This window comes from Lutibacter agarilyticus (genome assembly GCF_900188235.1).
Taxonomy (GTDB): Bacteria; Bacteroidota; Bacteroidia; order Flavobacteriales; family Flavobacteriaceae; genus Lutibacter; species Lutibacter agarilyticus.
Map to the genome: position 1 here is coordinate 310423 of NZ_FZNT01000003.1, position 26057 is coordinate 336479.

A 26057-nucleotide genomic window follows, 5' to 3' on the forward strand; every position below is an offset into this window, starting at 1 on the left:
ATTAGTTTCTATACACGTTTTATAATACGCTTAATATTTGAACCACTATTATTAAAAGTACCATTGCAATAGGATATACTGTTGCATACGCTACAGCAGGAGCATCTGTATCAACCAAATTATCAACAGCAGCTAAACCAGGAGTACTTGTCATACTTCCTGTTAGTGTTCCTAATAAAGTTAATAAATTCATTTTCATAACATAGCGCCCAACAATAGTAACTAGAATCATAGGTACTAAAGTTATTAATATACCATAACCAAATAGTTCCACACCATACTCTTGAAAAGTAGTCACTAAACTAGAACCTGCGCTTGTACCAACAGCCGCCAAAAAGAATAGCAACCCAAATTGTCTCAATAATTGGTTAGCACCTCCAGTCATTGTCCACATAATTGGTCCTGTTTTACCAGTACGACCTAATATTAACCCAACCATTAAAATACCACCTGTTAACCCTAAACTAAATGAAAAATTACCAAAATTAAGACTTAATTTACCTACTAAAATTCCAATTAAAATTCCGGCAGCAATTGGAAAAAAGTCAGTACTTGACAGTTTACGATCATCATCCCCAAAAATACGACTTACATTTTTCATATTTCCTTGATTACACACCACTATTAATTTATCACCAAATTGCAAGGTTGAAGAAGGACTTGGAGAAATATTAATCCCAGATCTTCTGATACGCGTAACAGTGGCATTGTAGGTGTTTAATATATTTAACTGACCTAATGTTTTTTTAACCACTTCTTTATTTGTTACCAACACTGAACGCACTTCATAATTTTTATCAGATGGGATTTCCTCATCTGTTTCAGGACCTACTAAAATTGTAACTCTTTCTAAAGCGTCTAGTGTACCCACAGCCTTTATAATATCTCCTTTTTGCAATACTAATTCTCGAGAAGGAGCAATTACATTATTTTCATGCATGACCCTTGAAATAACCGCTTTTGTCATAAAACGAATATTTATTTCACCCAAACTTTTCCCAATTACATTTTCATTTTCAACAACATAATATTTTCGTAAAATTTCAGGATAATCCAATGCCAACTCTTCTTTGTACTTTTTTTCTTCGGAAGCAATTTTAACTCGTATCAATTTCGGCATTAAATTAACAAAAAGAATTACACCAATTACTCCAAACGGATAACCAATACCATAACCTATAGATGCCATTGGAGAACCTGTTGTATCAATGGCTGCTGCCAAACCTGGCGTACTGGTTAACGACCCATTTAATAATCCTATACTCAAACTTTTATCAATACCTCCAAAATAAGACACACAAAAAGTAATTGCACCTGCACTAATAATTAAAACCGCTGCTAACAATGCTAAATGCCTCCCATTTTGCTTAAAAGATTCAAAAAAACTTGGTCCTGCCTGAATTCCTATCGTAAAAATAAAAAGCACCAAGCCTAAATATTGAAAATCTTTTGGTATTTGATACCCGTAATGGCCAAAAACTAATGCGACAAATATTACTGCCGAAATATCTAATGAAATTCCTTTAATTTTAATTCTACCAATAATAAACCCTATTGCAATAATTAAAAATAGCACAAAATAACTATTCGATAATAAATTCATTCTTTTAAATTTTTAATAACAAAATTAATTAGTTATTCAAGTTAACAACCTTTTATTTTTTGAATTAACGAAAACGATTACATTTTACAGAATAACAAAAAATGGTTTCAGACAAATATAATCATTAAAAATAAGCAGCATAAAACCTTCATTTATTCATAAAAAAAGCCCAAGTAAACTTGGGCTTTTCAATATTATTTATAATTATTATTCTAAGGAACCTAAATAACGTTCAGCGTCTAAAGCAGCCATACAACCTGTGCCGGCAGCGGTAACAGCTTGTCTATATTCTTTATCTTGCACATCTCCAGCAGCAAAAACTCCTGGTATATTAGTTTTTGTAGATTTCCCTTTAGTAATTAAATAACCTGTTTCATCCATATCTAAAGCACCTTTAAAAATATCGGTATTTGGTTTATGACCAATGGCTATAAACACACCAGTTACATCAATTACTTCTTTTTCACCTGTTTGATTATTTACAGCTCTTACACCTTCAACAACATTAGAACCCAAAACCTCATCAATTTCAGTATTGTATTTTACTTCAATATTATTAGTTTTAGCAACTCTATGTTGCATCGCTTTTGAAGCTCTCATATAGTCTTTACGCACCAACAATGTAACTTTATTACAAATATTTGATAAATACGTAGCTTCCTCTGCTGCAGTATCTCCAGCTCCAACTACAACTACATCTTGTCCTTTATAAAAGAAACCGTCACAAGTAGCACAAGCAGATACACCTCCACCAATTAAACGTTGTTCACTTTCTAATCCTAAATATTTAGCTGTTGCTCCTGTTGAAATAATTAAAGTTTCCGCTTCAATTTGAATCGTTTCATCAATAGTAACTTTATGAATACCTCCTACTTCAGAACTAAAGTCTATTTTAGTCGCCATTCCAAATCTTACTTCAGTACCAAAACGTTCCGCTTGATTTTTTAAATCTTCCATCATCGCTGTTCCATCGGTTCCATTTGGATAACCTGGAAAATTATCAACTTCTGTAGTTGTTGTTAATTGACCACCCATTTGCATTCCTGTATACATTACCGGTTTTAAATCTGCTCTTGCGGCATAAATTGCTGCTGTATATCCTGCAGGCCCCGAACCAATAATTAAACATTTTATTCTCTCTATAGTATCAGACATGATAATTTCTTTTTATTTTTAATAAGAAACAAATTTATGGGAAATAATAAGAAATTAACACGATTGTTTATAATTTTTCACAATACAATTATAAGAAAGAACAATACATACATTTCTGCAATTTTAACTACATTTACCCTTAAATATTAGTCTACTTTTACCAACTTCAATATACAATAAATGTCTATCAAAGAAATTACAAACTTAGCGTCTATTCAAAAAATAATAGCTTCAGAATTAGCAGTTTTAGTATATTTCAACACACAAACTTGTAGTGTTGGCGAAGCATTTTTACCCAAAGTTGAAAAAATAATACAAAAATATTTTCCGAAAATAACATTTTTAACTGTTGATCTCAATTTTTCTCCTGAAATTTCAGCACATTACAGCGCTTTTGTAGAACCCACTATTTTAGTGTTTTACGACGGAAAAGAGACTGTTAGAAAAAGTAGAAATATCAGTATTTTTGAATTAGAGAAAGCAATTGAGAGACCTTACAAATTAATTTTTGAATAATTACTTGTAAAATGTTTTTTTAGTTTTATATTTGCAAACCGAAAATCATTCGGGGTGTAGCGTAGCCCGGTTATCGCGCCACGTTTGGGACGTGGAGGCCGCAGGTTCGAATCCTGCCACCCCGACAAAAAGACAAAAAAGTCTTGCAAGTTAATTCCAAATTAATTTAATTTGCACAAAATTAAAAAGCCGATGTAGCTCAGCTGGCTAGAGCAGCTGATTTGTAATCAGCAGGTCGTGGGTTCGAGTCCCTCCATCGGCTCAAAAAATCATCTTCATTTGAAGATGATTTTTTATTTCCTAATAGTTCACTGAATACATCAAAACCTTTCACACGCGATAAAACATACGGTTTAATTTTTCAAACTAGCTTTTGCAATTTCTATATTGGTTAAAATTTCATCTCTTAATTTTAAAATACTTCTTTTTTTATCTTTTTTCACAAAAAAGTAAAAGTGAAATACACGCTTAAACCCTTTAACTTCAACCCAATAATACATAGCAATATATCCAGCTATTAAAAAAACAATTATTAGAAATAATATCTCCCAGAATTCAACATTAAAATAGTATCCAATTAATTTAAGTTGTAACCAATAAAATAAAGGAAACGTAAAAAGACCAACTATCATTTGTACAGAAGCTTTGTATTCTATATCAAGCTTTGAAGTATTAAACAGCACAGAAGGAAGAATATAGGGAATGTAATTAGTTAGTAAGCCAAAAATGTAAATTGGTGCTAACAATAGAAATTTCAAAAAATAACTAACACAAACTACATTTTTGTTTTTATAAAGAAATTTATCGGTGAAAAATTTAGGTGTTAGCTTTTCACTAGCAATTTCATTAAAAAAAAGATGCACTTTTGACTCGGTACTTTTATAGAGTTCTGAATTTGTTTTACTAAGCAGCCGTAAGGATTTTGAAATTTGCGCCCGTACATCTAACGATTGTTTTGGATTTAGTTGTAAATCAGACTTAGGATTATTAAATGTTGTGTAAAACTTATGACTTTTCAATAAAAATTGTTCTTGTTCTTCATTAGATGTGTTTGGTATGTTTCTTTCTAATAATGTTTGGATACGACCAGTAAGTTCTAAAACAGATTTACGTTCATTTTTCAAATAATCTTGTTTGTAAGTCGACACAGGAATAGGCTCACCAATAGTTACCGAAACCATACTTCTAAATTGAATAGCATCAGAATAGTCCAATGAAATTGGTAATATTTTTAAATTTGTATCATTATCTTTTAATAAATTATAACTCAAAGCAATTCTAGCAGTACCCGTTTTAATTTCACGTAATTTGAGTTCATAATAACTACTTCCTTCAGGGAATATTAAAATAGTTCCCTTTTTATCCAAATACTCATAACATTTTGAAAAGGAATAATTATTATTTGGTGTCACTCCGGGATTTACATCTTTTTTTCTGAAAATTGGAATTACATTAAAATACTCTAAAAATTTCCCAAAAAAGGAATTTGTAAAAAGCCCTGCGTTACCTAAAAACCCAATTTGTTGTTTCATTAATGAAGCAATAATTAAAGGATCCGTTAATGTATTTGGATGATTCGCTACAATAATTAGGGGGCCATCATGAAGCATATGTTGTTTTCCTGAAACAACTATTTTCTTGAAAAAGAAAAATAAGGACAACCTTACAAGTTGCTTTAGCAAGTGATAGATCATTGCATATTTTTTTTAAGATTTGCTAATTGAAGCATTACAAAACCACTAATAAAAAAGATAGACATAAAAAGCATGCTGTTTCGCATACTCCCTGTTAATTGATCAATTAATCCATAAGATAATGATCCAATTACAATTGCCAATTTTTCTGTGATGTCATAAAAACTAAAATAAGAAGCAGTATCTTTAGTTTCAGCTGGAATAAGTTTTGAATAGGTTGATCTGGAAATGGATTGAATTCCACCCATTACAAATCCTAAAAAGGCTGCCAACCCGTAAAAAGAAACTTTATCTCTTAAAAAATATCCAGCAATACAAATACAAATCCAGAAAATTAAAGTAGTACTAATAGCAAAACCATTCCCTTTTAAATTAGATAAATACGCAAAGAAATAAGCCCCTGCAATTGCAATTATTTGTATAATAAGTACAACAAGTATCATTTCATCAGCACCCAAACCAATCTCCTTATCAGCAAACAACGGAGCTAATAACATAACCGTTTGAACGCCCATGCTAAACAAGAAAAATGATGTTAAAAAACGATTCATAACGAATTTTGATTTCACCATTTTAAATACTTTTCGCAATTCTTTTGTTCCATTTCCTAAAATACTCCAAGATATTTTTTTACGCTGCCCCCTATCTTTTAAATAGTAAAATGAAATTTGAGAAAATCCCATCCACCAAACTCCAACTAAAATAAATCCAAATCGAGTTGCTGAGCTTCCACTTTCAAAACCAAAAAATTCATATTTTTGAAATAAAATTAAATTTACAATTAACAAAATAACACTTCCAACATACCCCATTGAAAAGCCTTTGGCACTTACTTTATCCATATATTTATTTGAAGTAATTTCAGGTAAAAAACCATTGTAAAAAACCAACGACCCTGCGTAACCAACACTTGCTAACACAGAACAAGCAATTCCATATTCAACATTTTCACCCGTAAAAAAATAAAGACCAATACACGATAAGGATCCCAAATAGGTGAAAAATTGCATAAATCGCTTTTTTAAACCTCCATAATCAGCAACACCAGATAACACCGGAGAAATAAAAACAATAATTAAAAATGAAAATGATATTGCAAATGAATACAGTACAGAGTTTTTAATCGTTAAATTAAAAAACTGAATCATTTCTCCTCCAAAAAAATCTTGTGTGGTACCTAAATAGTAAATAGGAAATATTGCTGTAGTTACTATAAGGTTGTAAACCGAATTTGCCCAGTCAAATGAAGCCCATGCATTTATCAATTTTTTATTGTTTTTTTCCAACATAAGAAAGATTTTAGATGGTAATTTTTAGTTTTCTAGTCGATTAAGATACTTAAATAAAAGTAAGTATAGAATTTAGATAAGACTTTTACAAAATAAGTCTTATCTAAATTTTATAGTTTATAGATAATTTAATTAATAACTAACTCTTTATTATCAATATAACTTTTATCTCGTGTGTTTTTTTGAACAGCTATAGAAGCGTACAAGCTTAAGGTATAAGCCATTCCATAAAAACCTTTTTCACTAAGTAATAAATCGGCATTCCACAAACCAATTAGCAACAATAAAATAGCACTTATTGCCGAAAACCAGCTTATTCCATAATACAAATCAGTAACTTGTAATCCTTCCAACCTATCTCTAACACTTTTTTGAACAGATATTGCCGAAAATAACCCAAAAAGCAAAATGGTAAAATAATAACCTCTTTCATTTAATTGCATATCTGAATTCCATAAACCAATGCAGTAAGCCAAAATACCCACAAAAAGGGCTACCCAAGACGCTCCAATAAAAGCAGGGGTAGGTTTTTGATCAAATTTTTTGATTTCTTTTTTTTTCATAGTTTTTGACGCTGATTTCGACTCTTTTTCTTGAGTTGTATCACTTTTAAAATTGTAATCCATAATATTTAGTTTAATTGTTTATTATTTTTATCTATGGGTCAAAATTCAATAAAATTATATTACTACTAAAACCTAAAATTTAACAAAACTTACGATTAAAAAGATACATTATACCCAAATAAACAATAATTAAGATATATTTGATTAAAATAACTTACGATATAAATGAGCGTATTGCACACCATAATTTCTACCTTACCCCAAGAGGACAAGAAGGATTTTCTAAGAAATTTAAAAAGAAAGAATAAAAGAAACGACACTAAAAACATTGAGTTGTTTACACTTTTAGACGCTCCAATTGAGCGAACTAAACTCGACGAAATTATATATAGCAAACCTTCAAAAGGAGCTTACCATGCATTGTGCAAGCGACTACACGATTCGCTGATCGATTTTATTGCTACCAAGAGCTTTAAAAAAGAATCTTCAGAAGAAATGAATGCCTTAAAATTAATATTGGCTAGTCAATTTTTTTTTCAACAAAACAAAATCAACATAGCGTTTAAAACATTAGGTAAAGCTGAGTTAATTGCTGTTAAATATTCATTATTTAGTATTTTAAATGAAATCTATCACACCCAAATGCACCATGCACATTTAAATAAAACGTTAAAGCTACAGCACGTAATTAGTAAATACCAAGCAAATAAGTTAAATATTCAGCAAGAAGAAAATTTAAACCTATTTTATGCAACTATTCAAGCTGAATTGAATCAAAGTAACCCTGAAGTTCCCAACATTATCAATAGAAATTTACAATTATTTAATATTTCAATAACTAAAAACTTAAGCTATCAATCTCTGTTTAAAATATTGCAAATAAGCAATCAAATTGCTCATGTTACAAGAAATTATCATGCTATTTTACCATTTATTAAAAACACTTGCAAGGCAATAGACGCTTCTGAAAGGTATTCAGAAAAACATTTATATGATCATTTACAGGTATTATATTATTTGGCAAATACTTATTTCAGGATTAAAAACTTTAAGGAAGCGACTAACTTTCTAAAAGAAATGCATACCAATATGCTTTTGGAAAAGAGTAAGTATTATACCATATTTTATCCACAATATATACTATTAGAAAATTTATTGTTAATTTACACTGGAAATAATAAAACTGCAATTAGAAATTTACAAGAGTTTAATTTTGAAAAGCACAAAACCACACCTGAGTATTCTCTTGATTTAAAATTAACATTGGTAGTTTCATTATTTTTAAATAAAAACTACAAAGAAGCTTTTAATATTTACAAAGGTTTTTACCACAGCGATCAATGGTATATCTCAAAAGTTGGATATATTTGGGTAATTCAAAAAAACTTGATTGAAATCTTATTACTTATAGAATTGGATTATGTTGAGCTTGTAACATCTAGATTGAATAGTTTTAGAAAAAAACACAGAGCACATCTAATAAATCACAAAGAATCAATAATTTTAAATTTCATTAAACTAATTTCAATTTACTTTTACAAAACAGAAGATATTCATTCAGAAAAATTCAAGGAAAAAGTAGCCCTTTTGTTAAAAGTTAAAACAATAGAAGAAGATATTTTTACAATTAGCTTTTATGCCTGGCTGAAGGCTAAAATAAATAAATCGGAAGTTTACAAAACAAGTCTAGAATATATTAATGATTTATTATAAGCCTTTTATAAGATAAACCTTCAACTAATAATTATTTATATGATATTACAAATGAAGACAAGTTTTAAAATTAAAAATATTTTATGGATTCTTTTTATTGGATTATTAGCCTGTTCAGAAAAAAAAGAAACAGCAACCGATTTTTGCTCACAAATTCATAGAAATGAAGATATAACTCTTTCAACTGAACTTGAAGATGTCGCCGAATTGATGAAAACAAAAACAGGCGTATATGTTTTAGAAGACGGAAGTGGCTCTATGGTTGCCAGAGCTTGGCTATGTGAATATGCTGAAAAGAGCATTGACATTCAATACTTCATATTTTCAACAGATAATATTGGACTCATAGCTTGTGATTATTTAATAAGAGCTGCAGATCGAGGTATTAAGGTGAGAATTATTGTTGATGATATTATGGTAAATGCCGATATTGAAGATTTACTAACGTTTAGCTCTCATGAAAATATTACCGTAAAAATATACAATCCCGGTGTTAATTTAGGTAAGAATATTTTTAATAAAATTCAAAAATTTACAACAGATTTTAGAAATGCAAACCAACGTATGCATAACAAAACATTTATTGTTGATGGCAAAGTGGTCATTACTGGCGGAAGAAATATTGCCGATGAATATTTTGATTACGACCACGAATATAATTTTAGAGATAGAGATGTTTTAATATTAGGTAATGAATCAAGTGAAGTACATAAATCATTTGAAGATTTTTGGAATAGCTCTTTAAGTCAAAATGTAACAAGCATACTTAAACAAGATTTAGAAACTACTTATTTAAAAAATAGATTTGACAAACTACATGAGTACGCATGTAATCCAGAAAATTTTTGGCCACAAATAAGAAAAAGAATAGCAGATTTACCAGCAACATTTAATAACATTAAAAATTCAGGGAAATTAGTTTGGCTAGATGATATAACGTTTATTTCAGATATCCCAGGTAAAAATGACGGACAAAGCGGTTTAGGTGGCGGAGGTAATTCAACTAGCGCACTGATTGATTTAATTAAAAACGCTAAATCTTCCATTAATATTCAAACTCCCTATTTAATTACTACTGATTTAGGTAAAAACCTACTTAAAGAAGCTGTTGACCGTGGAGTAAAAGTTAGAATCTTAACAAATAGCTTGGCTTCAACAGATAATATAGAAGCCTTTAGTAGCTACCAAACAGATAGAACTAAATTATTAAAAACCGGAGTCCGAATATTTGAATTTAGGCCTGATGCTGCAGAGCGAATTAAAATAATGACTGGAGAATTACAAGAAAAACTAGATCACAAACCAATATTTGGGCTTCATGCAAAATCTATGGTAATTGATAATAAAACAACAGTTATTGGCACTTTTAACCTAGACCCTAGAAGTGCAAATTTAAATACAGAATGCATTGTAATAGTTAATTCTACTGAAATAGCAAAAGGAGTTTTAGAAGGCATGGAAGAAGAATTTAAACCTACAAATTCTTGGGAAACAACATTGGATTTCAATCCAGATTCAGAGGTAACTAAATTAAAACGCCTAAAAACCTGGACTCGAAAAATACTCCCTAAAGAAATTTTATAAACCCCGTTAATTATGTTTATTTAAAAAAAATCTAAATTTCACATCAATCATCTATATCCTATTATATTTGATTAAATTTGCACAAATTAAACAAGAAATTACATGCTTATAATTGGAATTGCCGGAGGAACAGGGAGTGGTAAAACAACAGTTGTGAATCAAATTTTAAATGAACTACCCGCTGATGAAGTTTGTGTAATTTCACAAGATTCTTACTATAAAGAAACCCATCATTTAACTTACCAAGAGCGTACAAAAATAAACTTTGACCACCCAAAAGCTATCGATTTTGATTTACTTGTAAATCATATTTCCGATTTAAGAAAAGGAGAAATTATTGAGCAACCTGTTTATTCATTTGTAACGCATGACAGGGTAAAAGACACCCTAATTACACACCCTAGAAAAGTGGTGATTGTTGAAGGTATTTTAATTTTTAACAGTAGAGAGCTACGCGATTTATGCGATATTAAAATATTTGTTCATGCCGATGCTGATGAACGATTGATAAGAAGGGTTCGTAGAGATATTGAAGAACGAGGAAGAGATGTAAATGAAGTTTTAACACGTTACCAAAACACATTAAAACCAATGCATCAACAATTTATTGAGCCTACAAAAAATTACGCAGATATTATTATCCCGAACGATCGATATAACACCGTAGCTATTGATATTGTTAGAACTGTAATTAGTCAGAAACTTTAATTTATGACGTTAAAGCAGTTAAAAAATAAGCCCGTTTTTAAAGTCTTAACCAATAGATACTTTATTATTTTAACTATTTTCATTGTATGGATGTTATTTTTTGATGAAAACTCTTGGCTTAATCACAGAGAGTTTGATGAAGATATTAACAAATTAAAAAGCGAAAAAGAGCACTATAAATCTGAAATTCACAAAGACAGTTTACTTGTAAAAAAACTAGAAGATAAAAAAGAATTAGAAAAATTTGCAAGAGAAAAATACCATATGAAAAAAGACAATGAAGAAGTCTACTTAATTGAGTACGACACGCTGCCAAAAGATTAGCTTCAGTTTAAGTCTACTTTCAAAATTCATTTTATTATTTTTGAGGTGTAGTTAATACAAAATAGCATATGTGTGATTTTATTATGAATGATTTTGAACCAAGCTCAGCCGCTGCTTGGAAACAAAAAATACAGTTTGAGTTACAAGGTGCCGATTATAACAAAACATTGTTAACTAAAACTAACGAAGGAATCACCATAAAACCATTTTACCATTTAGATGATTTTGAAAAAATTACAATCCCTTCCGCAGAGATAAATCCTAAAATTTGTAAAAAAGTTGTAATTTCAAATGAAAAACAAGCAAATTTAGAAGCAATAAAAGCATTTAGAAATGGGGTAAATTCTTTAAAATTTGTTGCAGATACTATTTTTAATATTGATGAAGTATTTCGAAATTTATTAAACAAGAATATTGAGTTTCACTTTCAACTTAACTTCCTTTCTGAAGAATTTTTACTGAAACTAATCGAATTCCTAAGCAATGAAATGAGCTATTTAAACATAGATATTATTGGGAATCTTGCCAAAACAGGTAACTGGTATAAAAATCTAAACACCGATTTTAAAACTATTGAAAACTTACTTCAAAAAAATAATTCAAAATTTATTTTAAGCGTAAATGCCAACATTTATCAAAATGCTGGTGCAAATACCGTTCAGCAAGTTGCTTACGCATTGGCGCATGTAAATGAATACTTCACAAAATTTGATGCCAATATTGCCTCTAAAATTCAATTCAATTTTGCTACAGGTAGTAATTATTTCTTTGAAATTTCTAAAATTAGAGCATTCAGATATTTATACAATTTAATTCTATCAAAGTACAACACTTCAGCAAACGCTCAAATATATTCAGAACCAAGCCTGCGAAATAAAACACTATTTCATAAAATTACAAATACGTTTCGAAGCAATACGGAAATTGAGAGCGCTGTTTTGGGAGGTTCAAATACTATTTCTAATGAATTTTCTTCCGAAGAACTACTACAAAACAACTTGCTAAAAAACACGCAACATATAGTTAAAGGTACTTATTATATTGAAGCTATTACAAAACAAATTACGGAAAAAGCCTTGACCATTTTTAAGGAAATTGAAAAAAGTGGTGGATTTTTATCACAATTAAAAGAAGGTACTATTCAACGAAAAATAAAGGAAAACGCTCAAAAAGAACAAACTCAATTTGAGTCTAGAACTTTAGTTTTGGTCGGCGCTAATAAGTTTCAAAATAAAATTACCTCACTAAAAGAAGATGTAGATAAAAATCTACTTCAAAAAAAGAAAGCTCGTAAAACATTAATCATCCCAATAACAACAAAACGATTATCTGAAAAATTGGAACTAAAAAAATTGAAAAATGAAGCGTAAAGATTTTTCAGACTTAAAAATTGAAACTCAGAATGAAAAAGACGTGTACTTTGAACATGAAGAGTTTATTGCGGGGACAGCTCCTTTTTTAAGAGGTATTTACCCAACTATGTACCTTGAAAAACCTTTAGAAACCAAAATACTTGTTGAATTTTCTTCACCTCAAAAATGCAATACTTTTATAAAAGAACATATTACAAAAGGCTATAAATATTTTACTTTTCACATTAATTCCAACAACACCAATCCAATTGATGAAAAGGAAACTGGAGGCATACTCATATCCAACACAGAAGATGTAAAAACATTATTCAACGAAATTAAATTACAAAATTTAGAAATCACCATTTACACAGAGAATAATACTCTTAACGTAATTAAACTACTTAACTTAGGATTAAGGGAATTACAAACATCTCTTGAAAATTTAAACTTCAATATTCAATTAAATACTTCAGCAAATATTATTGATGTTTTTGAGTATTTTATTCAACATAACATTAAAAGTATAGAGATTTCAAACACACGTTCAATAGAAAATAAAACTCCTGAAGCTGATTTGGCAGATTTATTATTTACTTCTTATGTATGTATTCAGCATCATGTTTCCAAAGGCAACACAATTGACAGCATCGCTAACAAGATTTCATTCAACTTAAAACTCGGCAACAAGCATTTTATTGAAATAGCAAAAGCAAGATCCGCAAGAATGCTTTGGGCAAAAATAATACATTTATTCAACCCTAAAAAACAAGCATCTTACGCTTTAAAATTACACGCAACAATTGAAAACGCAACAACTATTTTACCTGCTATTTTTGGAGGTTATCAAAGTGCAACTTCTTTTGAAACTGAGCAATTAGTTGCGCTTGAAGAAACAGGCATTACAAAAACGGTTGACCCTTGGGCTGGTTCTAATTATATGGAGCAAAAAACCGCTGAAATTACATCTAAAGCTTGGCTGTTATTTGAAGGGCTAAAAAATAAATAACCAAAATATTTAAAATATCCGATAACAATAACTCAAAACTAACAAACTGCAACCCCGCTATTAATATGATCTAATTATTTTAAATTTAGTTCAAAAAAAATCTTATCTTAGAAACTGTTTTTAAACCGCCTGTAAATAATTTTTACAGAAACTAATTCCAAAAATACAGTTATAAAATAATAGAAAAATGTCAGAAAATTATTTCAAAAAGTACCCAAACAAAGAAGGTTTTTTTAATGAATATGGTGGCGCATTTATACCCCCACAATTAGAAGAAGAAATGAAAAAAATTAATGATGCTTATTTTTCAATAAGCAAATCTCATAAATTTATTTCTGAACTTCGAGATATTCGTAAACACTTTCAAGGAAGACCAACCCCTGTGTATCACTGCCACAGGTTATCTCAAAAATATGGAGGTCAAATTTATTTAAAAAGAGAAGATTTAAATCATACCGGAGCTCATAAGTTAAACCATTGTATGGGCGAAGCTTTACTTGCAAAGCATTTGGGAAAAAAGAAATTAATTGCTGAAACCGGAGCAGGACAACACGGAGTTGCTTTAGCTACAGCTGCCGCTTATTTTGGATTGGAATGTGAAATTCATATGGGTGAAGTTGATATTGCTAAAGAGTATCCAAACGTTTTAAGAATGAAGATTTTGGGCGCTACAGTTGTACCAGTAACACACGGTCTAAAAACTTTAAAAGAAGCTGTTGATAGTGCTTTTGGCGCATATTTACAGGACCCTATAAATACAATTTACTGTATTGGATCTGTAGTTGGTCCACACCCATTCCCTATGATGGTTCGCGATTTTCAGCGTGTTGTAGGCATTGAAGCTAAAGATCAATTTTTTGATATGACTGGAGAACTTCCAGACAATGTTGTTGCTTGTGTTGGTGGAGGAAGTAATGCAATGGGAATTTTTTCAGCTTTTTTAGAAGATGAAGAATGTAAATTATACGGTATTGAACCGGGAGGAAAATCGCTAGAAACTATTGGTGAACATGCCGCTACTATGACTTTAGGCTCCCCTGGAATTATTCACGGATTTAAATGTTATACACTGCAAGATGAAAACGGCGAGCCTGCTCCTGTACATTCAATTGCAAGTGGATTAGATTATCCTGGTGTAGGCCCTGAACATAGCATGTTAAAAGACTTAGAAAAGGTTACTTACGACTGTATTTCTGACAAAGAATGTATAGATGCCTTTTTTGAATTAAGCAGAATGGAAGGTATTATTCCTGCGCTTGAAAGTGCCCATGCGGTTGCTTATGCCTTAAAATTAGCAAAAGAAAATCCTAAACAATCTATTTTGGTTAATTTAAGCGGTAGAGGCGATAAAGATTTAGATTATGTTGTTGAAAATTACGGAATTCCTAAATAAATAAGGCTTTTCCTATTTCTTATTAAAAAGAGGTTAACTAAAATTTCAGTTAACCTCTTTTATGTTTTATTATGAATTGAAGATATAAGGCTACAGAAGATTAGATTTCATAGGCCAAACAAATTCACAACCATTGTTCAATAAAAAAAAGCCCACAATCGATTGTTAAAATCTGAATTATGGGCTCTTCGAACGTAAAATATTTAATGTAATTAAATTTTATTCTCGTTTTTAAAACAGTTTTATTGCAAACTGAATTCTTGCTATTTTAGTAGAAGGATTCCACATCGTAGTCGCCTCTACAGGTATTCTTAAAGTTGAAACTTTTAATATTTTTGAAGCTGTTATACCTACATTTACAATATCAAAGTTTTGTTCTCCATCACCATAAAGGTGTGTGTCACCATTAAAAGAAAAACCTGCACCAACAAAGGCATTTAAATCTACTTTCGAATCTTGAACTAAAGGATATGCCACTTGTACATAAGTTGAATAACGTTGCTCAAAATCTCCATTAGTATTTTGAGAATCTACACTTCCAAATAACAAAACATCAGCTTCTAAAGTTAAAGGGAATTTCTCTCCAAAATTATACGACGTTCTTAAATCCAATAAGTGTCTAGAAGTTTCTTTATCGTAATCCCAAATATCAGGATTTACTAAACCTCTTGTATTAAATAAATCCCATAACCCAATAGAAAATCCATTCTTAGCAAACTGCACATAATAATCTATTTCTTTATAATGAGTTCCATCACTTTCATTTGAGATAGCCATACCACCCCAAAAACCAGCTGTAAAGGTTTTAGATTCATTCAGTGTAAAAATTGTTTGAACAGAAAACATAGGTTTATCTGTAATTACCAAACCTCTCCATAAATGATTTGATTTTAAACTTACCGTAAAATCAACAGGACTATCCTTCAATTCAGTTTCTTGAGCGACGCTAATTTGAACAGATAAAACCGCGACTAATACTACTAATATTATTTTTTTCATTATTTTAATTTTAATATTCTATAAATCCATTTTTAGACTAATGTAACGTACAATAGAGCAGCTATTACAGCTCCAATAATTGGACCTACAACAGGAATCCAAGCATAACCCCAGTCGCTCCCACCTTTTACCGGTAAAATTGCATGCATAATTCTTGGCCCTAGATCTCTAGCTGGATTGATAGCATATCCTGTTGTCCCTCCTAAAGACAAACCGATCACCCACACAAGAAACGCAACAGGTACCGCTCCAATAGAACCTAAACCTATTATTGCTCTTGCATCTACATCTCCAAGAATATCTAGACTTGGACCCGCTAAATAAAATATTACAAATACTAAAACAAAAGTTCCTATAATTTCACTTATTAAGTTTGAAAAAGTATTTTTAATTGCTGGCCCTGTACTAAAACAAGCTAATTTACCACCTTCATCTTCAGTTGACTTAAAGTGATCTTTATAAAAAATCCACACTAATAAAGCTCCTAACATTGCCCCAATCATTTCTCCTGCAATATATTCAGGAACTAAATCCCAAGAAAGTTTCCCTGCTGTTGCCAAAGCAACCGTTACTGCTGGATTTAAATGCGCTCCACTATAAGGACCCGCCACTATTACACCTACAAATACGGCTAAGGCCCAACCTGTAGTTATTACAATCCACCCTGAATTGTTTCCTTTTGTTCCGTTTAATACAACATTAGCTACAACTCCGTTCCCTAATAAAATAAGCAACATAGTCCCTAATATTTCTGCTACTAGAATTGACATAATTTTAATTTGTTTGATTAATGGTTGATTTTACTCTTCGATCCAATTTTGAGCACATTTTACTGCTTTATGCCAGTAATGCAACATCTTTTCGACTTTGTCTTCTGCTAATTGCGGAAGAAACTCTTCATCTACAACCCACTGAGATTGAATATCATCAACACTATCCCAATAACCCACTGCTAAACCAGCTAAATAAGCCGCTCCTAAAGCAGTTGTTTCTAATGTTTTTGGTCTTATAATTTTAAATCCAAATAAATCTGATTGAATTTGCATTAACAAATTACTTGCTGCCGCACCACCATCAACTCTCAATTCAATACTTTCTTCACCAGCATCAGCTTCCATAGCTTTTACAATATCGTACACTTGAAAAGCAATTCCTTCTAACGTTGCACGAGCAATATGAGCATCTGTTGTTCCTCTTGTAATTCCCATCATAGTTCCACGAGCATATTGATCCCAATAAGGAGCTCCCATTCCCGTTAAAGCTGGCACAAAATACACACCACCATTATCTTCTACAGTTTCTGCTAAATGATTTATACCAGGAGCTGTTTTTACTAACTTTGCACCATCTCTTAACCATTGGATTGCAGCACCTCCAACAAACACACTTCCTTCTAAAGCATAAGTGGTTTTCCCTTTAATTTTCCAACCAACAGTGGTTAATAAATTATTTTCAGAATAAACAGCCTTTTCACCGGTATTCATTAACAAGAAACAACCTGTTCCGTAGGTATTTTTAACCATTCCAGGTTTTGTACACATTTGACCAAACAATGCAGCTTGTTGATCACCAGCTATACCAGCAATAGGAATTTTAGTTGAGAACAACGTTGTTGCTGTTTCCCCATAAATTTCACTACTCTGTTTTACTGTTGGCAAAATAGCCTTTGGAATGTTAAACAATTCTAATAATTCTGCATCCCACTCTAAAGTGTGAATGTTTAACAACATAGTTCTACTTGCATTTGAAACATCAGTAATAAACATATTACCTCTTGTTAATTTCCATACCAGCCAAGTATCAACTGTTCCAAAGCATAATTTACCTGCTTCAGCTTTTTCTCTTGCCCCTTCTACATTATCAAGAATCCATTTTAATTTTGTAGCAGAAAAGTAAGCATCTAAAACTAAACCTGTTTTCTTTTTAATCATATCAATATGACCAGCATCTTTTAACTCATCGCAATATTTAGCAGTTCTTCTATCTTGCCATACAATTGCATTATATATTGGCTCACTAGTTTCGCGATCCCATACAATTGTAGTTTCTCTTTGATTAGTGATTCCTATTGCAGCGATTCCTTCACCAGAAATACCTTCTTGAGCTGTAACTTCTGCAGCAACTGATATTTGTGAAGACCATATATCATTTGGATTATGCTCTACCCATCCTGGTTTTGGGAAAATTTGCTCAAAAGGTTTTTGAGATACTCTTACAATTTCTCCGTTATGATTAAATAAAATCGCTCTGGAAGAGGTCGTTCCTTGGTCTAAGGATAAAATTAATTTATTTTTCATTTTTATGTTTGGTTATTATGGTTATTAAATTTGAATTTATATTTATAAAATATAATTAGAGGTTACCTCTATGTAGTCACCTACTTGCTTTTTTTCCCAAGCCTCATCTTGCTTTAATTCTGCTGCCATTATTTTTGCAACTTGCGGAGCCATTTTAATACTCTCTATAGCATCTAACAATTGACAGCGAGTTCTACGAGCTAGAAAATCTTCAACAGTACGCGCCATTTCGTGTTTTACAGCCCACACTACTTGAGCATTAATAACATCAAGAGAAGTACTAATCGATTCACTCATTCCTTTTTCTTTCGACAATTTCAAAATTGCATCTTCATCACTTCCGTAGAAATACAAAGGGTTATTATAATCTACATCTTCTTTATACCCCTTAATTCTCATATGTTTAGTCTTTGTTTCAATATGCGACCAGCCATTTCTTTTCTCAGTTTTGTCTACCAAATCTTCCCCCATCTTCCTGTAAGTTGTCCACTTACCACCAACCATTGTAAGCAACCCCGATTTAGATTCGAAAATTTTATGACTTCTTGAAATTTCTTTCGTTTTGTTTCCTTTTCCTTTTGAAGCTGCCAAAGGTCTCAATCCTGCAAAAACACTTAAAACATCAGTTCTCTTAGGCGCCTTTGTTAGATAACGAGCAGCTGTTTTTAAAATAAATTCAATTTCTTCCTCTAAAGCTATAGGCTCTAATGATTCTTTTTCAATAGGAGTATCTGTTGTACCCACCACAACTCTATTATGCCAAGGTACTAAAAATAGAACCCTACCATCATCTGTCTTTGGAATCATAATTGCGTCATTATCTGGCAAAAATGATTTATCTAATACCAAATGAACCCCTTGACTTGGAGCAATTGTTTTTTCAGCATTGGGTGAATCCATCATTAAAACATCATCAGCAAATACACCTGTTGCGTTCACAACTTGCTTTCCTTTTATTTCGTAATCTTTTCCAGCTTCTTGATCTGTAAATTTCACACCAGAAACAATCCCATTATCATCTTTTATTAACCCGTTTACATCACAATAATTAATTACAATAGCTCCATTTCCAACAGCAGTTTGTAATGTGTTAATTGCCAACCTTGTATCATCAAATTGACCATCAAAATAAACTACACCCGCTGATATTTTTTTTGAATTAATTGTTGAAATACGTTTAAGAGTTTTAGATTTTGAAATTCTTCTAGATCTGCCCAAGCTATATTTTCCTGCCAATAAATCATACAATGTTAACCCTACCGTATATTGAAGTTCATCAAACAACCCGTGAGTTGGAATTATAAAAGACTGACTTTTAACTAAATGAGGTGCGTTTTGAGTCAACAAACCTCTTTCAACAACAGCCTCTCTTACTAAACCAACATCACCTTGCGCTAAATAACGAACACCACCATGAACTAATTTTGTACTTTTACTCGAAGTCGATTTCGTAAAGTCTGATTTTTCAAGTAAAACTACTGAATATCCCCTAGCTGAAGCTTCTAGAGCAATACCAATTCCTGTAGCTCCACCTCCAATAATTATAAAATCATACATCTTATTTTCACTACTAACTCTATCGATCATTTCATTTCTCTCCATGACACTATCTTTTATCTTTTTTTTGGTACTAAATTGTTTTTTACACTGTAAACATAAAACAAAACGAAACAATACGAAAGTTATTTTTTGTTTTTTTACAAGAATAATGATATTTATCATAAAAACGAAACGAAAGTTAACTTCAAAAAAAACCAAACTAACCTAAAACTAACTACATATCAATGAATTAAACAAATATATCTAGTGATTATCAACTCAAATAAACAAAACAGTACACATTATATCTTCGGTATGTTTCATTTATAATGTATATTTGTCTTATAAAAAATTGAGAAAATGGTCTTAAATATTGCAGAACGACATAAATTAATCCTAGACAAACTAAAAACGAATGGATTTGTAACAGTAAATGATTTAAGTCAAGAATTTAGTGTTTCGTTAGTAACAATACGAAAGGATTTAAAACTATTAGAAGAAAGAAACTTATTATTTCGCACACACGGAAAAGCCATTCCCGCTGATCCATATATTACAGAACACCATGTTAATGTAAAAGAAAAGCTACAGACAAAAGAAAAAAATTTGATTGCAATTGCAGCCGGACTCACTTTAGAGCCTTTTGATAGTATTATTATAGCATCAGGAACTTCGGTTATTGAATTTGCAAGAAATATTAAACCCGTTGAAGGACTTACGGTTTTATCAGCTTCTCTAAACACCTCTTTAATTTTGTCTGAAAACCCAAATATTGATGTTATGCAACTTGGAGGTATTGTAAGGGCTAGCTCATCTTCAGTTGTTGGCCCCATTGGAGAGAAAATGCTCGCCGAATTTACTTTTACCAAACTATTTTTAGGTGTTGACGGTATAGATTTAGACTACGGACTAACAACAACCAGCTCCATGGAAGCTTCTTTAAACAAAGAAATGATAAAGGCAGCCCAAAAAATAATTGTTCTTGCAGACTCCAGTAAATTTGGAAGAAAAGGATTTGGAAGAATTTGTGGTCTTGACGATGTAGACCAAATTATTACAGATAGCGGCATTGAGACTAAAACAAAAAATAAACTTTTTGAATTGGGTATTGACGTTACCATTGTATAAAAAGAGACACTATCCTATAAAGTGTATAAACTTATTTATAGGATAAATTTCCTTTAAGTAATCCTTAAAGATTTACGCAACAAAATCATTAATAAAACCGCCACCAATCCTAAACCACCCATTAAATACCAATTGGCTGCATAGCCAAACCTATCAATAATTTCCATACCTATTTTTGCACTAAAAATATGCGCAAAAGAAAAAGCCATAGAATATAACGCTAAATATCGCCCTTCTTTACCACTAGGAGCTCTATTCATTGCAAAATTATTAGTAAAAGGAAACGCTAACATTTCCCCTACAGTTATAAATAACATTCCTATTATTAAAACCCCTGTCCAAAGTGAAATATTTAATATTAAAAAACTAAATGAAAATAACATCAAACTCCAGGTTATAATTTTCATTTTATTCAATAGTTTTTGTTCAATATAATGGATTAAAGGCATTTCTAATAAAAATATTAAAAATCCATTTAGCGACATTATCAAACCTATTTGCACTTCGGTTAACGAATGTATCTCCTTATAATACAAAGGCATGGTGGTAAATAATTGTAAAAATATAAAACCCATTAAAAAAACTACAGCCAAAAATATCCAATACGGTTTGTCTTGATAAACAGAAGTAAAACTACCACTTTTAACTTCCACCTCCTCAACCGTTTTAGCATGAAATTCTTTTTGCTTCAGCACAAAAAGCATCAATACAACAGCCGAAACACAAGTAATTCCATCAACCCAAAAAAGACCTAAATAATTAAGAGACGCAATAATTAGACCTCCTAAAAAAGGTCCAAATGAAAAGCCTAAATTAATTGCCAACCGTATTAGCGTTAATGATCGCGTTTGATTTTTAGGCTTACTATATGCTTTTAAAGATACAAACATAGCGGGTCTAAAGGTATCTGCAACTGTCATAGTCATAAAAATACCAATAGCAAATCCTTCAAATGAATTTATGTATTGCAAGCCAATAAACAAAAATCCGGTTAACAATAAACTCCAAATCATTACTCTGTAAAAACCAAATTGATCTGTTAACTTTCCACCTAAATAAGAACCCAACAAAGAACCTAAACCAAAACTGGTCATAATCCACCCCACTTGCCCAAATTCTAAATTTAAATCTTCTGTTAAATAGAGCGACAGAAATGGCAGCACCATAGTTCCTGCCCTATTTATAAAAGTAATTAGTGCCAACCACCAAACCTCTTTAGACAACCCACTAAACGAATCTTGGTATGATATTAATATTTTTTTTACCATTTCTATAAAATTAAAAAACCCAGCGCTTGGCTGGGTTTAAAATGATTTTTTATTATTTATTTTTAAATAACTATAACACATATACAACCCTGCAGTTTTTACAAACCACTTTCTTTACGGTACTATATAATTTACAATTATTCATTACTTCAATTTATTAAAGTTCAAAACTACGAAAAAAAATGAAACAAAAAACTTTAATCAACCTCATTAAAATAATTCGTATTTTAGTTTATTAAAATTTCAAAAAATGAAACACATTTATTTCTTCATATTATGCATCATCCTATTCAACAGCTGCCACACTCCAAAACAAACATACGAAGATACTATTAAGCAATTTCAATATGAATTAAATACGCAATATGCAGATGCCTCTGAATCACCTTTAACTAAAGAAGATTTACCCACTTTTAGAGGGTTAGATTTTTTTACTATTGATAAAAACTATCAAATTGAAGCTAAATTAGAATTAACTCCTAATTCACCCATTTTTGAAATGCAAACTACTACAGATAGATTGCCATTGTTTAAAATTTATGGAATTGCATATTTTACGCTGAATGGTGAAAAATGCACCTTGAATTTATATCAAAGTCAAGATTATTCAAACACAATTAATCATCAAAATTTATTGTTTTTACCTTTTAACGATCTAACAAATGGAATATCAAGTTATAGCGGCGGACGCTTTATTGACTTAGAAACATCTTCAGCAGAGAACAACACAATAATTATTGATTTTAACAAAGCGTACAATCCTTACTGTGCTTACAATCATAAATACTCTTGCCCCGTTCCACCTTCAGAAAACAATTTACCAATTGCAATTACAGCTGGTGTAAAAGATTATAAAAAACACCATTAAAAAAGCCTTCATTAACAAATCAACGAAGGCTTTTCTAATAAGAATAAAATATTATTAATGTTGATTTAAACGAAAATCAGGATAAGCATCCATTCCATGTTCGTGAATATCTAAACCATCTTGCTCTTCCTCTTTACTCACACGTATTCCCGAGGTACTTTTCAACGTTTTAATAATTGCATACGCACTAATTAAACAAAAAGCACTAACCGCGAACACACCTACTAGTTGATAACCGAATTGTTTCCAACCAGCAAGCTCACCAAAAACACCTACAGCTAAAGTTCCCCATACACCACAAATTAAATGAACTGCTATAGCTCCAACTGGATCATCTAATTTCAATTTATCAACTAAAGCTACACCTAACACAATTAATCCACCAGCAATAAACCCAATTACCATAGCATCTGTAACACTCATAATATCAGCTCCTGCAGTAATTCCCACTAAACCTCCAAGCACACCATTTAAAAACATCGACAAATCATATTGTTTGTATTTAAACAATGAGACTAAAAATGCAGACAATCCACCTGATGCAGCTGCTATACAAGTTGTTACCAATACCAAGGAAGTTTTTCCTGGATCAGCTGAAAGTACAGAACCTCCATTAAAACCAAACCACCCTAACCATAATAAAAACACACCTGCAGTTGCAAAAGGCATATTATGCCCTGGTATTGCTCCAACAGAACCATCTTTCTTAAACTTACCAATTCTAGCACCTAATAACCAAACTGCAATCAAAGCAGCCCATCCTCCTACTGAATGCACTAAGGTTGAACCCGCGAAATCATAAAAACCAGCTTCTGAAATTAGTTCACCAGCAGCGTTTACTTCGTTTCCAAGTGTTGAAAGCCATCCGCCTCCCCATTGCCAAGAACCCACAATTGGATAAATTAAACCAACGTAAATAATGGTAAAAATCATAAAAGCACCTAATTTCATTCTTTCAGCAACAGCACCTGAAACTATAGTAGCAGCAGTAGCAGCAAACATAGCTTGAAAAAGGAAATCTGTCCAATAGGTATAACCCCCGTCAGCATAAGCTGCTGTTAAACCGTTTTCTGGTAAGTTTAACCCAAATAAATCGAAAAAATAATCAGGCACAACCCCAGCAATAAAAGAACCTGGGTACATTAAATTAAAACCTATTAGCGTGTATAACACTAAACCCATTGAAATAATAAATACGTTTTTAAATAGAATGTTAATTGTATTTTTTTGACGTGTTAAGCCAATCTCTAACAATGAAAATCCTAAATGCATTAAAAATACCAATGAGGTACAAATCATCATCCATACGTTATTTACTGTAAATAATGTATTCTCCATAATATAACTATATTTTTATTTAAATCTTATTTAAGTGAATCTGATCCACGCTCTTTTGTCCTTATTCTATAAGTTTCTTCAACATCAGAAACAAATATCTTACCATCACCAACAATACCCGTGTAAGCAGAATTCAACAACGCATCAATAGTTCTTTCTAAAAACGGATCTGAAACTACAATTGATAAATATCTTCTTTGGATATCAGAAGTACTATAACTAACACCTCTATATACATGACCTTGTTTTTCATTCCCTACTCCGGTCACATCCCAGTAGCTAAAAAAATTAACTTCAATTTCATGCAGCGCTTCTTTAACTTCATTGAATTTAGATTTGCGAATAATCGCCTCAATTTTCTTCATAATTACTTAAATATTTAGTTAATCGAACCCAAAAATATATTTTTTATTTGTTACCCCCTAATTTTTATAGGGGTCAATCCTAATTTTTATACATATTTTTATTTTCACCCCTATTTGTTAAATAATATTTAAATTAAAGCAATAATTTACATATAAATAAAAAACACCCAATGAATAAATTCATTGGGTGTTAAACCAAACCTAATATTAGAATTAATAACTATTAATATGAATTTTAACCTATTTCACTTATTAAATTAAAATGTCATACAAAATAGCATATTCTTATTTTTAAAATTGTGTTATCCTAGAACGCATATATTGCAGCAACTAAGAAAGAAGATAAATTATCAGATGGCATTCCATCCGCATCCATATAAGGCATAGAATCACTCCAAGAATCTAATCTAATTTCTGGCTTAATTGTCAAGTTCTCAACACTATAACTCCCCGTTAAAGTAAGACCTAAAACACTTTCTTCTGCAGGATTTGCATCCCCATGCAAACCAAAATACTCACCTCTTAAACCAACCGAGAAAGCATCAGAAGTAGCTAATTGAGGGTATAAAGCAACTCCGTAGAATCCAGACCCATCATTATCATTATAAGCTGCATTAATTCCGAAGAAGAAAGAATCTGTAACATCAAATCCACCAGTATAATCAATTTCAAAACCTAAACCACCGCTATTACCACTGTCATAATATAAGTTAAGATATTGACCTTTGAAACCTAATTGAGCACCAAGTGCATATTCACCCGACATAGAAGTATCATTTGTATCCCAAGGATTAGTAACAGCCAACATTAAGCTAAAATCTTCAGACAAAGCAAAATCAGCTTTTATACCAACGTGAGAAAAAGGACCGCTAGAGAATAAATATGATGTACTGTAGTTGAAATTTGCTACAGGAGAAATAACCTCATACCCTAAGAACGTATTAAATCTACCCATTGTAAGCGTTGTCTTATCAGAAACATTGTAGTACACATATGCTTGATTAACAATACCATCAACAATATCAGAATTAAAAGTTGCGCTTGCACCTCTTGGCCCAGTAACTAGATCAAGTACTGCTCCTACTTTTTCACCTTCATAAGCAAAAACTACGTTCCCCATACCAACTGCAAATCCTGAATTTTCTGCAAAAGCAGTTCCAAATGATTGACCATCATTATCTGGAGCTGATAAATACGCTTGATAATACGCATCTACAGAACCACTTATTGTAAATTTCTTTTCTTCTTTTTCTTCTTGCGCATTCATTATTCCTACTGAAAATACCGCAATTAATACTAGTACTATTTTTTTAATTGTTTTCATAATTCCTGTTCTTGTTTTTATTTAA

Annotated in this window: 23 protein-coding genes and 2 tRNA genes; 12 read left to right on the forward strand and 13 right to left on the reverse strand. The window is 31.3% G+C overall.

Features of this window, described 5'->3' with window-relative positions; translation table 11 throughout:
• Positions 1-19: 19 nt before the first annotated feature.
• Together CHB67_RS06375 and trxB are read right to left on the reverse strand one after the other, a co-directional pair.
• The gene (locus tag CHB67_RS06375; protein ID WP_089380923.1) at positions 20-1603 is read right to left on the reverse strand and encodes an aspartate:alanine exchanger family transporter; all 1584 of its coding nucleotides are present in this window, start codon (positions 1601-1603) and stop codon (positions 20-22) included.
• A 207-nt stretch (positions 1604-1810) separates the two neighbouring features.
• Positions 1811-2758: a thioredoxin-disulfide reductase gene (gene trxB, locus CHB67_RS06380; protein ID WP_089380924.1), complete on the reverse strand. Its 948-nt coding sequence runs from the start codon at positions 2756-2758 to the stop codon at positions 1811-1813.
• Positions 2759-2938: 180 nt separating this feature from the next.
• Between trxB and CHB67_RS06385 the strand changes: the two genes are divergently transcribed.
• The 3 genes from CHB67_RS06385 to CHB67_RS06395 all read left to right on the forward strand — a co-directional run bounded on the left by CHB67_RS06385 (position 2939) and on the right by CHB67_RS06395 (position 3536).
• On the forward strand, positions 2939-3274 hold the full coding sequence (locus CHB67_RS06385; protein ID WP_089380925.1) for a thioredoxin family protein: 336 nt from the start codon (positions 2939-2941) through the stop codon (positions 3272-3274).
• Between the two features lie 50 nt (positions 3275-3324).
• Positions 3325-3399 (forward strand) — tRNA-Pro (locus CHB67_RS06390).
• Between the two features lie 63 nt (positions 3400-3462).
• Positions 3463-3536: transfer RNA gene (locus tag CHB67_RS06395), tRNA-Thr, on the forward strand.
• 91 nt (positions 3537-3627) lie between these two features.
• Here CHB67_RS06395 and CHB67_RS06400 read toward each other — a convergent pair.
• The 3 genes from CHB67_RS06400 to yiaA all read right to left on the reverse strand — a co-directional run bounded on the left by CHB67_RS06400 (position 3628) and on the right by yiaA (position 6883).
• Positions 3628-4968, reverse strand: a complete 1341-nt coding sequence (locus CHB67_RS06400; protein WP_089380926.1) for a lysophospholipid acyltransferase family protein — start codon at positions 4966-4968, stop codon at positions 3628-3630.
• A complete protein-coding gene (locus CHB67_RS06405; protein WP_089380927.1) occupies positions 4965-6257 on the reverse strand; it encodes an MFS transporter in 1293 nt (430 codons plus the stop codon). Before CHB67_RS06405 ends, CHB67_RS06400 begins: the two co-directional genes overlap by 4 nt.
• A gap of 128 nt (positions 6258-6385) precedes the next feature.
• On the reverse strand, positions 6386-6883 hold the full coding sequence (gene yiaA, locus CHB67_RS06410; RefSeq protein ID WP_089380928.1) for an inner membrane protein YiaA: 498 nt from the start codon (positions 6881-6883) through the stop codon (positions 6386-6388).
• A 165-nt stretch (positions 6884-7048) separates the two neighbouring features.
• Between yiaA and CHB67_RS06415 the strand changes: the two genes are divergently transcribed.
• The 7 genes from CHB67_RS06415 (at position 7049) to trpB (ending at position 14906) form a co-directional block, all read left to right on the forward strand.
• Positions 7049-8536, forward strand: a complete 1488-nt coding sequence (locus CHB67_RS06415; protein WP_089380929.1) for a hypothetical protein — start codon at positions 7049-7051, stop codon at positions 8534-8536.
• A 51-nt stretch (positions 8537-8587) separates the two neighbouring features.
• Positions 8588-10120: a phospholipase D-like domain-containing protein gene (locus CHB67_RS06420; RefSeq protein ID WP_089381111.1), complete on the forward strand. Its 1533-nt coding sequence runs from the start codon at positions 8588-8590 to the stop codon at positions 10118-10120.
• A gap of 102 nt (positions 10121-10222) precedes the next feature.
• Positions 10223-10828 carry a uridine kinase gene (gene udk, locus CHB67_RS06425; RefSeq protein ID WP_089380930.1) on the forward strand — a complete coding sequence of 202 codons (606 nt, stop codon included), beginning with the start codon at positions 10223-10225 and terminating at the stop codon, positions 10826-10828.
• Between the two features lie 3 nt (positions 10829-10831).
• A complete protein-coding gene (locus CHB67_RS06430; RefSeq protein ID WP_089380931.1) occupies positions 10832-11152 on the forward strand; it encodes an FtsB family cell division protein in 321 nt (106 codons plus the stop codon).
• Positions 11153-11220: 68 nt separating this feature from the next.
• Complete coding sequence (locus CHB67_RS06435) at positions 11221-12522, forward strand: methylmalonyl-CoA mutase family protein (protein ID WP_089380932.1); 1302 nt, start codon at positions 11221-11223, stop codon at positions 12520-12522.
• The gene (locus CHB67_RS06440; protein WP_089380933.1) at positions 12512-13513 is read left to right on the forward strand and encodes a methylmalonyl-CoA mutase family protein; all 1002 of its coding nucleotides are present in this window, start codon (positions 12512-12514) and stop codon (positions 13511-13513) included. The genes CHB67_RS06435 and CHB67_RS06440 overlap by 11 nt, the downstream gene beginning before the upstream one ends.
• Positions 13514-13700: 187 nt before the next feature.
• Entirely contained in the window at positions 13701-14906 is a 1206-nt protein-coding gene (gene trpB / locus CHB67_RS06445; protein ID WP_089380934.1) for a tryptophan synthase subunit beta, read from the forward strand.
• 231 nt (positions 14907-15137) lie between these two features.
• Here trpB and CHB67_RS06450 read toward each other — a convergent pair whose 3' ends face one another.
• From CHB67_RS06450 to CHB67_RS06465, 4 genes are read right to left on the reverse strand one after another with little or no spacing between them, the layout of a single operon-like run.
• Positions 15138-15905, reverse strand: a complete 768-nt coding sequence (locus CHB67_RS06450) for a hypothetical protein (protein WP_089380935.1) — start codon at positions 15903-15905, stop codon at positions 15138-15140.
• 32 nt (positions 15906-15937) lie between these two features.
• Positions 15938-16678: an MIP/aquaporin family protein gene (locus CHB67_RS06455; protein ID WP_262494280.1), complete on the reverse strand. Its 741-nt coding sequence runs from the start codon at positions 16676-16678 to the stop codon at positions 15938-15940.
• A 27-nt stretch (positions 16679-16705) separates the two neighbouring features.
• A complete protein-coding gene (gene glpK, locus CHB67_RS06460; protein WP_089380937.1) occupies positions 16706-18202 on the reverse strand; it encodes a glycerol kinase GlpK in 1497 nt (498 codons plus the stop codon).
• Positions 18203-18244: 42 nt separating this feature from the next.
• Positions 18245-19804, reverse strand: coding sequence for a glycerol-3-phosphate dehydrogenase/oxidase (locus tag CHB67_RS06465; RefSeq protein WP_089381112.1), 1560 nt, complete (start codon positions 19802-19804; stop codon positions 18245-18247).
• Positions 19805-20101: 297 nt separating this feature from the next.
• On the opposite strand from CHB67_RS06465, the gene CHB67_RS06470 reads away from it, so the two are divergent.
• Positions 20102-20869 carry a DeoR/GlpR family DNA-binding transcription regulator gene (locus CHB67_RS06470; protein WP_089380938.1) on the forward strand — a complete coding sequence of 256 codons (768 nt, stop codon included), beginning with the start codon at positions 20102-20104 and terminating at the stop codon, positions 20867-20869.
• Positions 20870-20922: 53 nt separating this feature from the next.
• Here CHB67_RS06470 and CHB67_RS06475 read toward each other — a convergent pair whose 3' ends face one another.
• Positions 20923-22137: an MDR family MFS transporter gene (locus tag CHB67_RS06475; protein WP_089380939.1), complete on the reverse strand. Its 1215-nt coding sequence runs from the start codon at positions 22135-22137 to the stop codon at positions 20923-20925.
• A gap of 250 nt (positions 22138-22387) precedes the next feature.
• On the opposite strand from CHB67_RS06475, the gene CHB67_RS06480 reads away from it, so the two are divergent.
• On the forward strand, positions 22388-23005 hold the full coding sequence (locus CHB67_RS06480) for a DUF1684 domain-containing protein (protein WP_089380940.1): 618 nt from the start codon (positions 22388-22390) through the stop codon (positions 23003-23005).
• A 54-nt stretch (positions 23006-23059) separates the two neighbouring features.
• Here CHB67_RS06480 and CHB67_RS06485 read toward each other — a convergent pair whose 3' ends face one another.
• The 3 genes from CHB67_RS06485 to CHB67_RS06495 form a co-directional block, all read right to left on the reverse strand.
• Positions 23060-24343, reverse strand: coding sequence for an ammonium transporter (locus tag CHB67_RS06485; RefSeq protein ID WP_089380941.1), 1284 nt, complete (start codon positions 24341-24343; stop codon positions 23060-23062).
• Between the two features lie 26 nt (positions 24344-24369).
• The gene (locus CHB67_RS06490) at positions 24370-24708 is read right to left on the reverse strand and encodes a P-II family nitrogen regulator (RefSeq protein ID WP_089380942.1); all 339 of its coding nucleotides are present in this window, start codon (positions 24706-24708) and stop codon (positions 24370-24372) included.
• Between the two features lie 307 nt (positions 24709-25015).
• Entirely contained in the window at positions 25016-26032 is a 1017-nt protein-coding gene (locus tag CHB67_RS06495) for an outer membrane beta-barrel protein (RefSeq protein WP_089380943.1), read from the reverse strand.
• Between the last annotated feature and the right edge of the window lie 25 nt (positions 26033-26057).

Excerpts from the sequence above, each read along its gene's own strand:
- CHB67_RS06375 (WP_089380923.1), bottom strand. The coding sequence starts at position 1,603 with ATGAATTTATTATCGAATAGTTATTTTGTGCTATTTTTAATTATTGCA.
- trxB (WP_089380924.1), bottom strand. The coding sequence starts at position 2,758 with ATGTCTGATACTATAGAGAGAATAAAATGTTTAATTATTGGTTCGGGG.
- CHB67_RS06385 (WP_089380925.1), top strand. The coding sequence starts at position 2,939 with ATGTCTATCAAAGAAATTACAAACTTAGCGTCTATTCAAAAAATAATA.
- CHB67_RS06400 (WP_089380926.1), bottom strand. The coding sequence starts at position 4,968 with ATGATCTATCACTTGCTAAAGCAACTTGTAAGGTTGTCCTTATTTTTC.
- CHB67_RS06405 (WP_089380927.1), bottom strand. The coding sequence starts at position 6,257 with ATGTTGGAAAAAAACAATAAAAAATTGATAAATGCATGGGCTTCATTT.
- yiaA (WP_089380928.1), bottom strand. The coding sequence starts at position 6,883 with ATGGATTACAATTTTAAAAGTGATACAACTCAAGAAAAAGAGTCGAAA.
- CHB67_RS06415 (WP_089380929.1), top strand. The coding sequence starts at position 7,049 with ATGAGCGTATTGCACACCATAATTTCTACCTTACCCCAAGAGGACAAG.
- CHB67_RS06420 (WP_089381111.1), top strand. The coding sequence starts at position 8,588 with ATGAAGACAAGTTTTAAAATTAAAAATATTTTATGGATTCTTTTTATT.
- udk (WP_089380930.1), top strand. The coding sequence starts at position 10,223 with ATGCTTATAATTGGAATTGCCGGAGGAACAGGGAGTGGTAAAACAACA.
- CHB67_RS06430 (WP_089380931.1), top strand. The coding sequence starts at position 10,832 with ATGACGTTAAAGCAGTTAAAAAATAAGCCCGTTTTTAAAGTCTTAACC.
- CHB67_RS06435 (WP_089380932.1), top strand. The coding sequence starts at position 11,221 with ATGTGTGATTTTATTATGAATGATTTTGAACCAAGCTCAGCCGCTGCT.
- CHB67_RS06440 (WP_089380933.1), top strand. The coding sequence starts at position 12,512 with ATGAAGCGTAAAGATTTTTCAGACTTAAAAATTGAAACTCAGAATGAA.
- trpB (WP_089380934.1), top strand. The coding sequence starts at position 13,701 with ATGTCAGAAAATTATTTCAAAAAGTACCCAAACAAAGAAGGTTTTTTT.
- CHB67_RS06450 (WP_089380935.1), bottom strand. The coding sequence starts at position 15,905 with ATGAAAAAAATAATATTAGTAGTATTAGTCGCGGTTTTATCTGTTCAA.
- glpK (WP_089380937.1), bottom strand. The coding sequence starts at position 18,202 with ATGAAAAATAAATTAATTTTATCCTTAGACCAAGGAACGACCTCTTCC.
- CHB67_RS06465 (WP_089381112.1), bottom strand. The coding sequence starts at position 19,804 with ATGGAGAGAAATGAAATGATCGATAGAGTTAGTAGTGAAAATAAGATG.
- CHB67_RS06470 (WP_089380938.1), top strand. The coding sequence starts at position 20,102 with ATGGTCTTAAATATTGCAGAACGACATAAATTAATCCTAGACAAACTA.
- CHB67_RS06475 (WP_089380939.1), bottom strand. The coding sequence starts at position 22,137 with ATGGTAAAAAAAATATTAATATCATACCAAGATTCGTTTAGTGGGTTG.
- CHB67_RS06480 (WP_089380940.1), top strand. The coding sequence starts at position 22,388 with ATGAAACACATTTATTTCTTCATATTATGCATCATCCTATTCAACAGC.
- CHB67_RS06485 (WP_089380941.1), bottom strand. The coding sequence starts at position 24,343 with ATGGAGAATACATTATTTACAGTAAATAACGTATGGATGATGATTTGT.
- CHB67_RS06490 (WP_089380942.1), bottom strand. The coding sequence starts at position 24,708 with ATGAAGAAAATTGAGGCGATTATTCGCAAATCTAAATTCAATGAAGTT.
- CHB67_RS06495 (WP_089380943.1), bottom strand. The coding sequence starts at position 26,032 with ATGAAAACAATTAAAAAAATAGTACTAGTATTAATTGCGGTATTTTCA.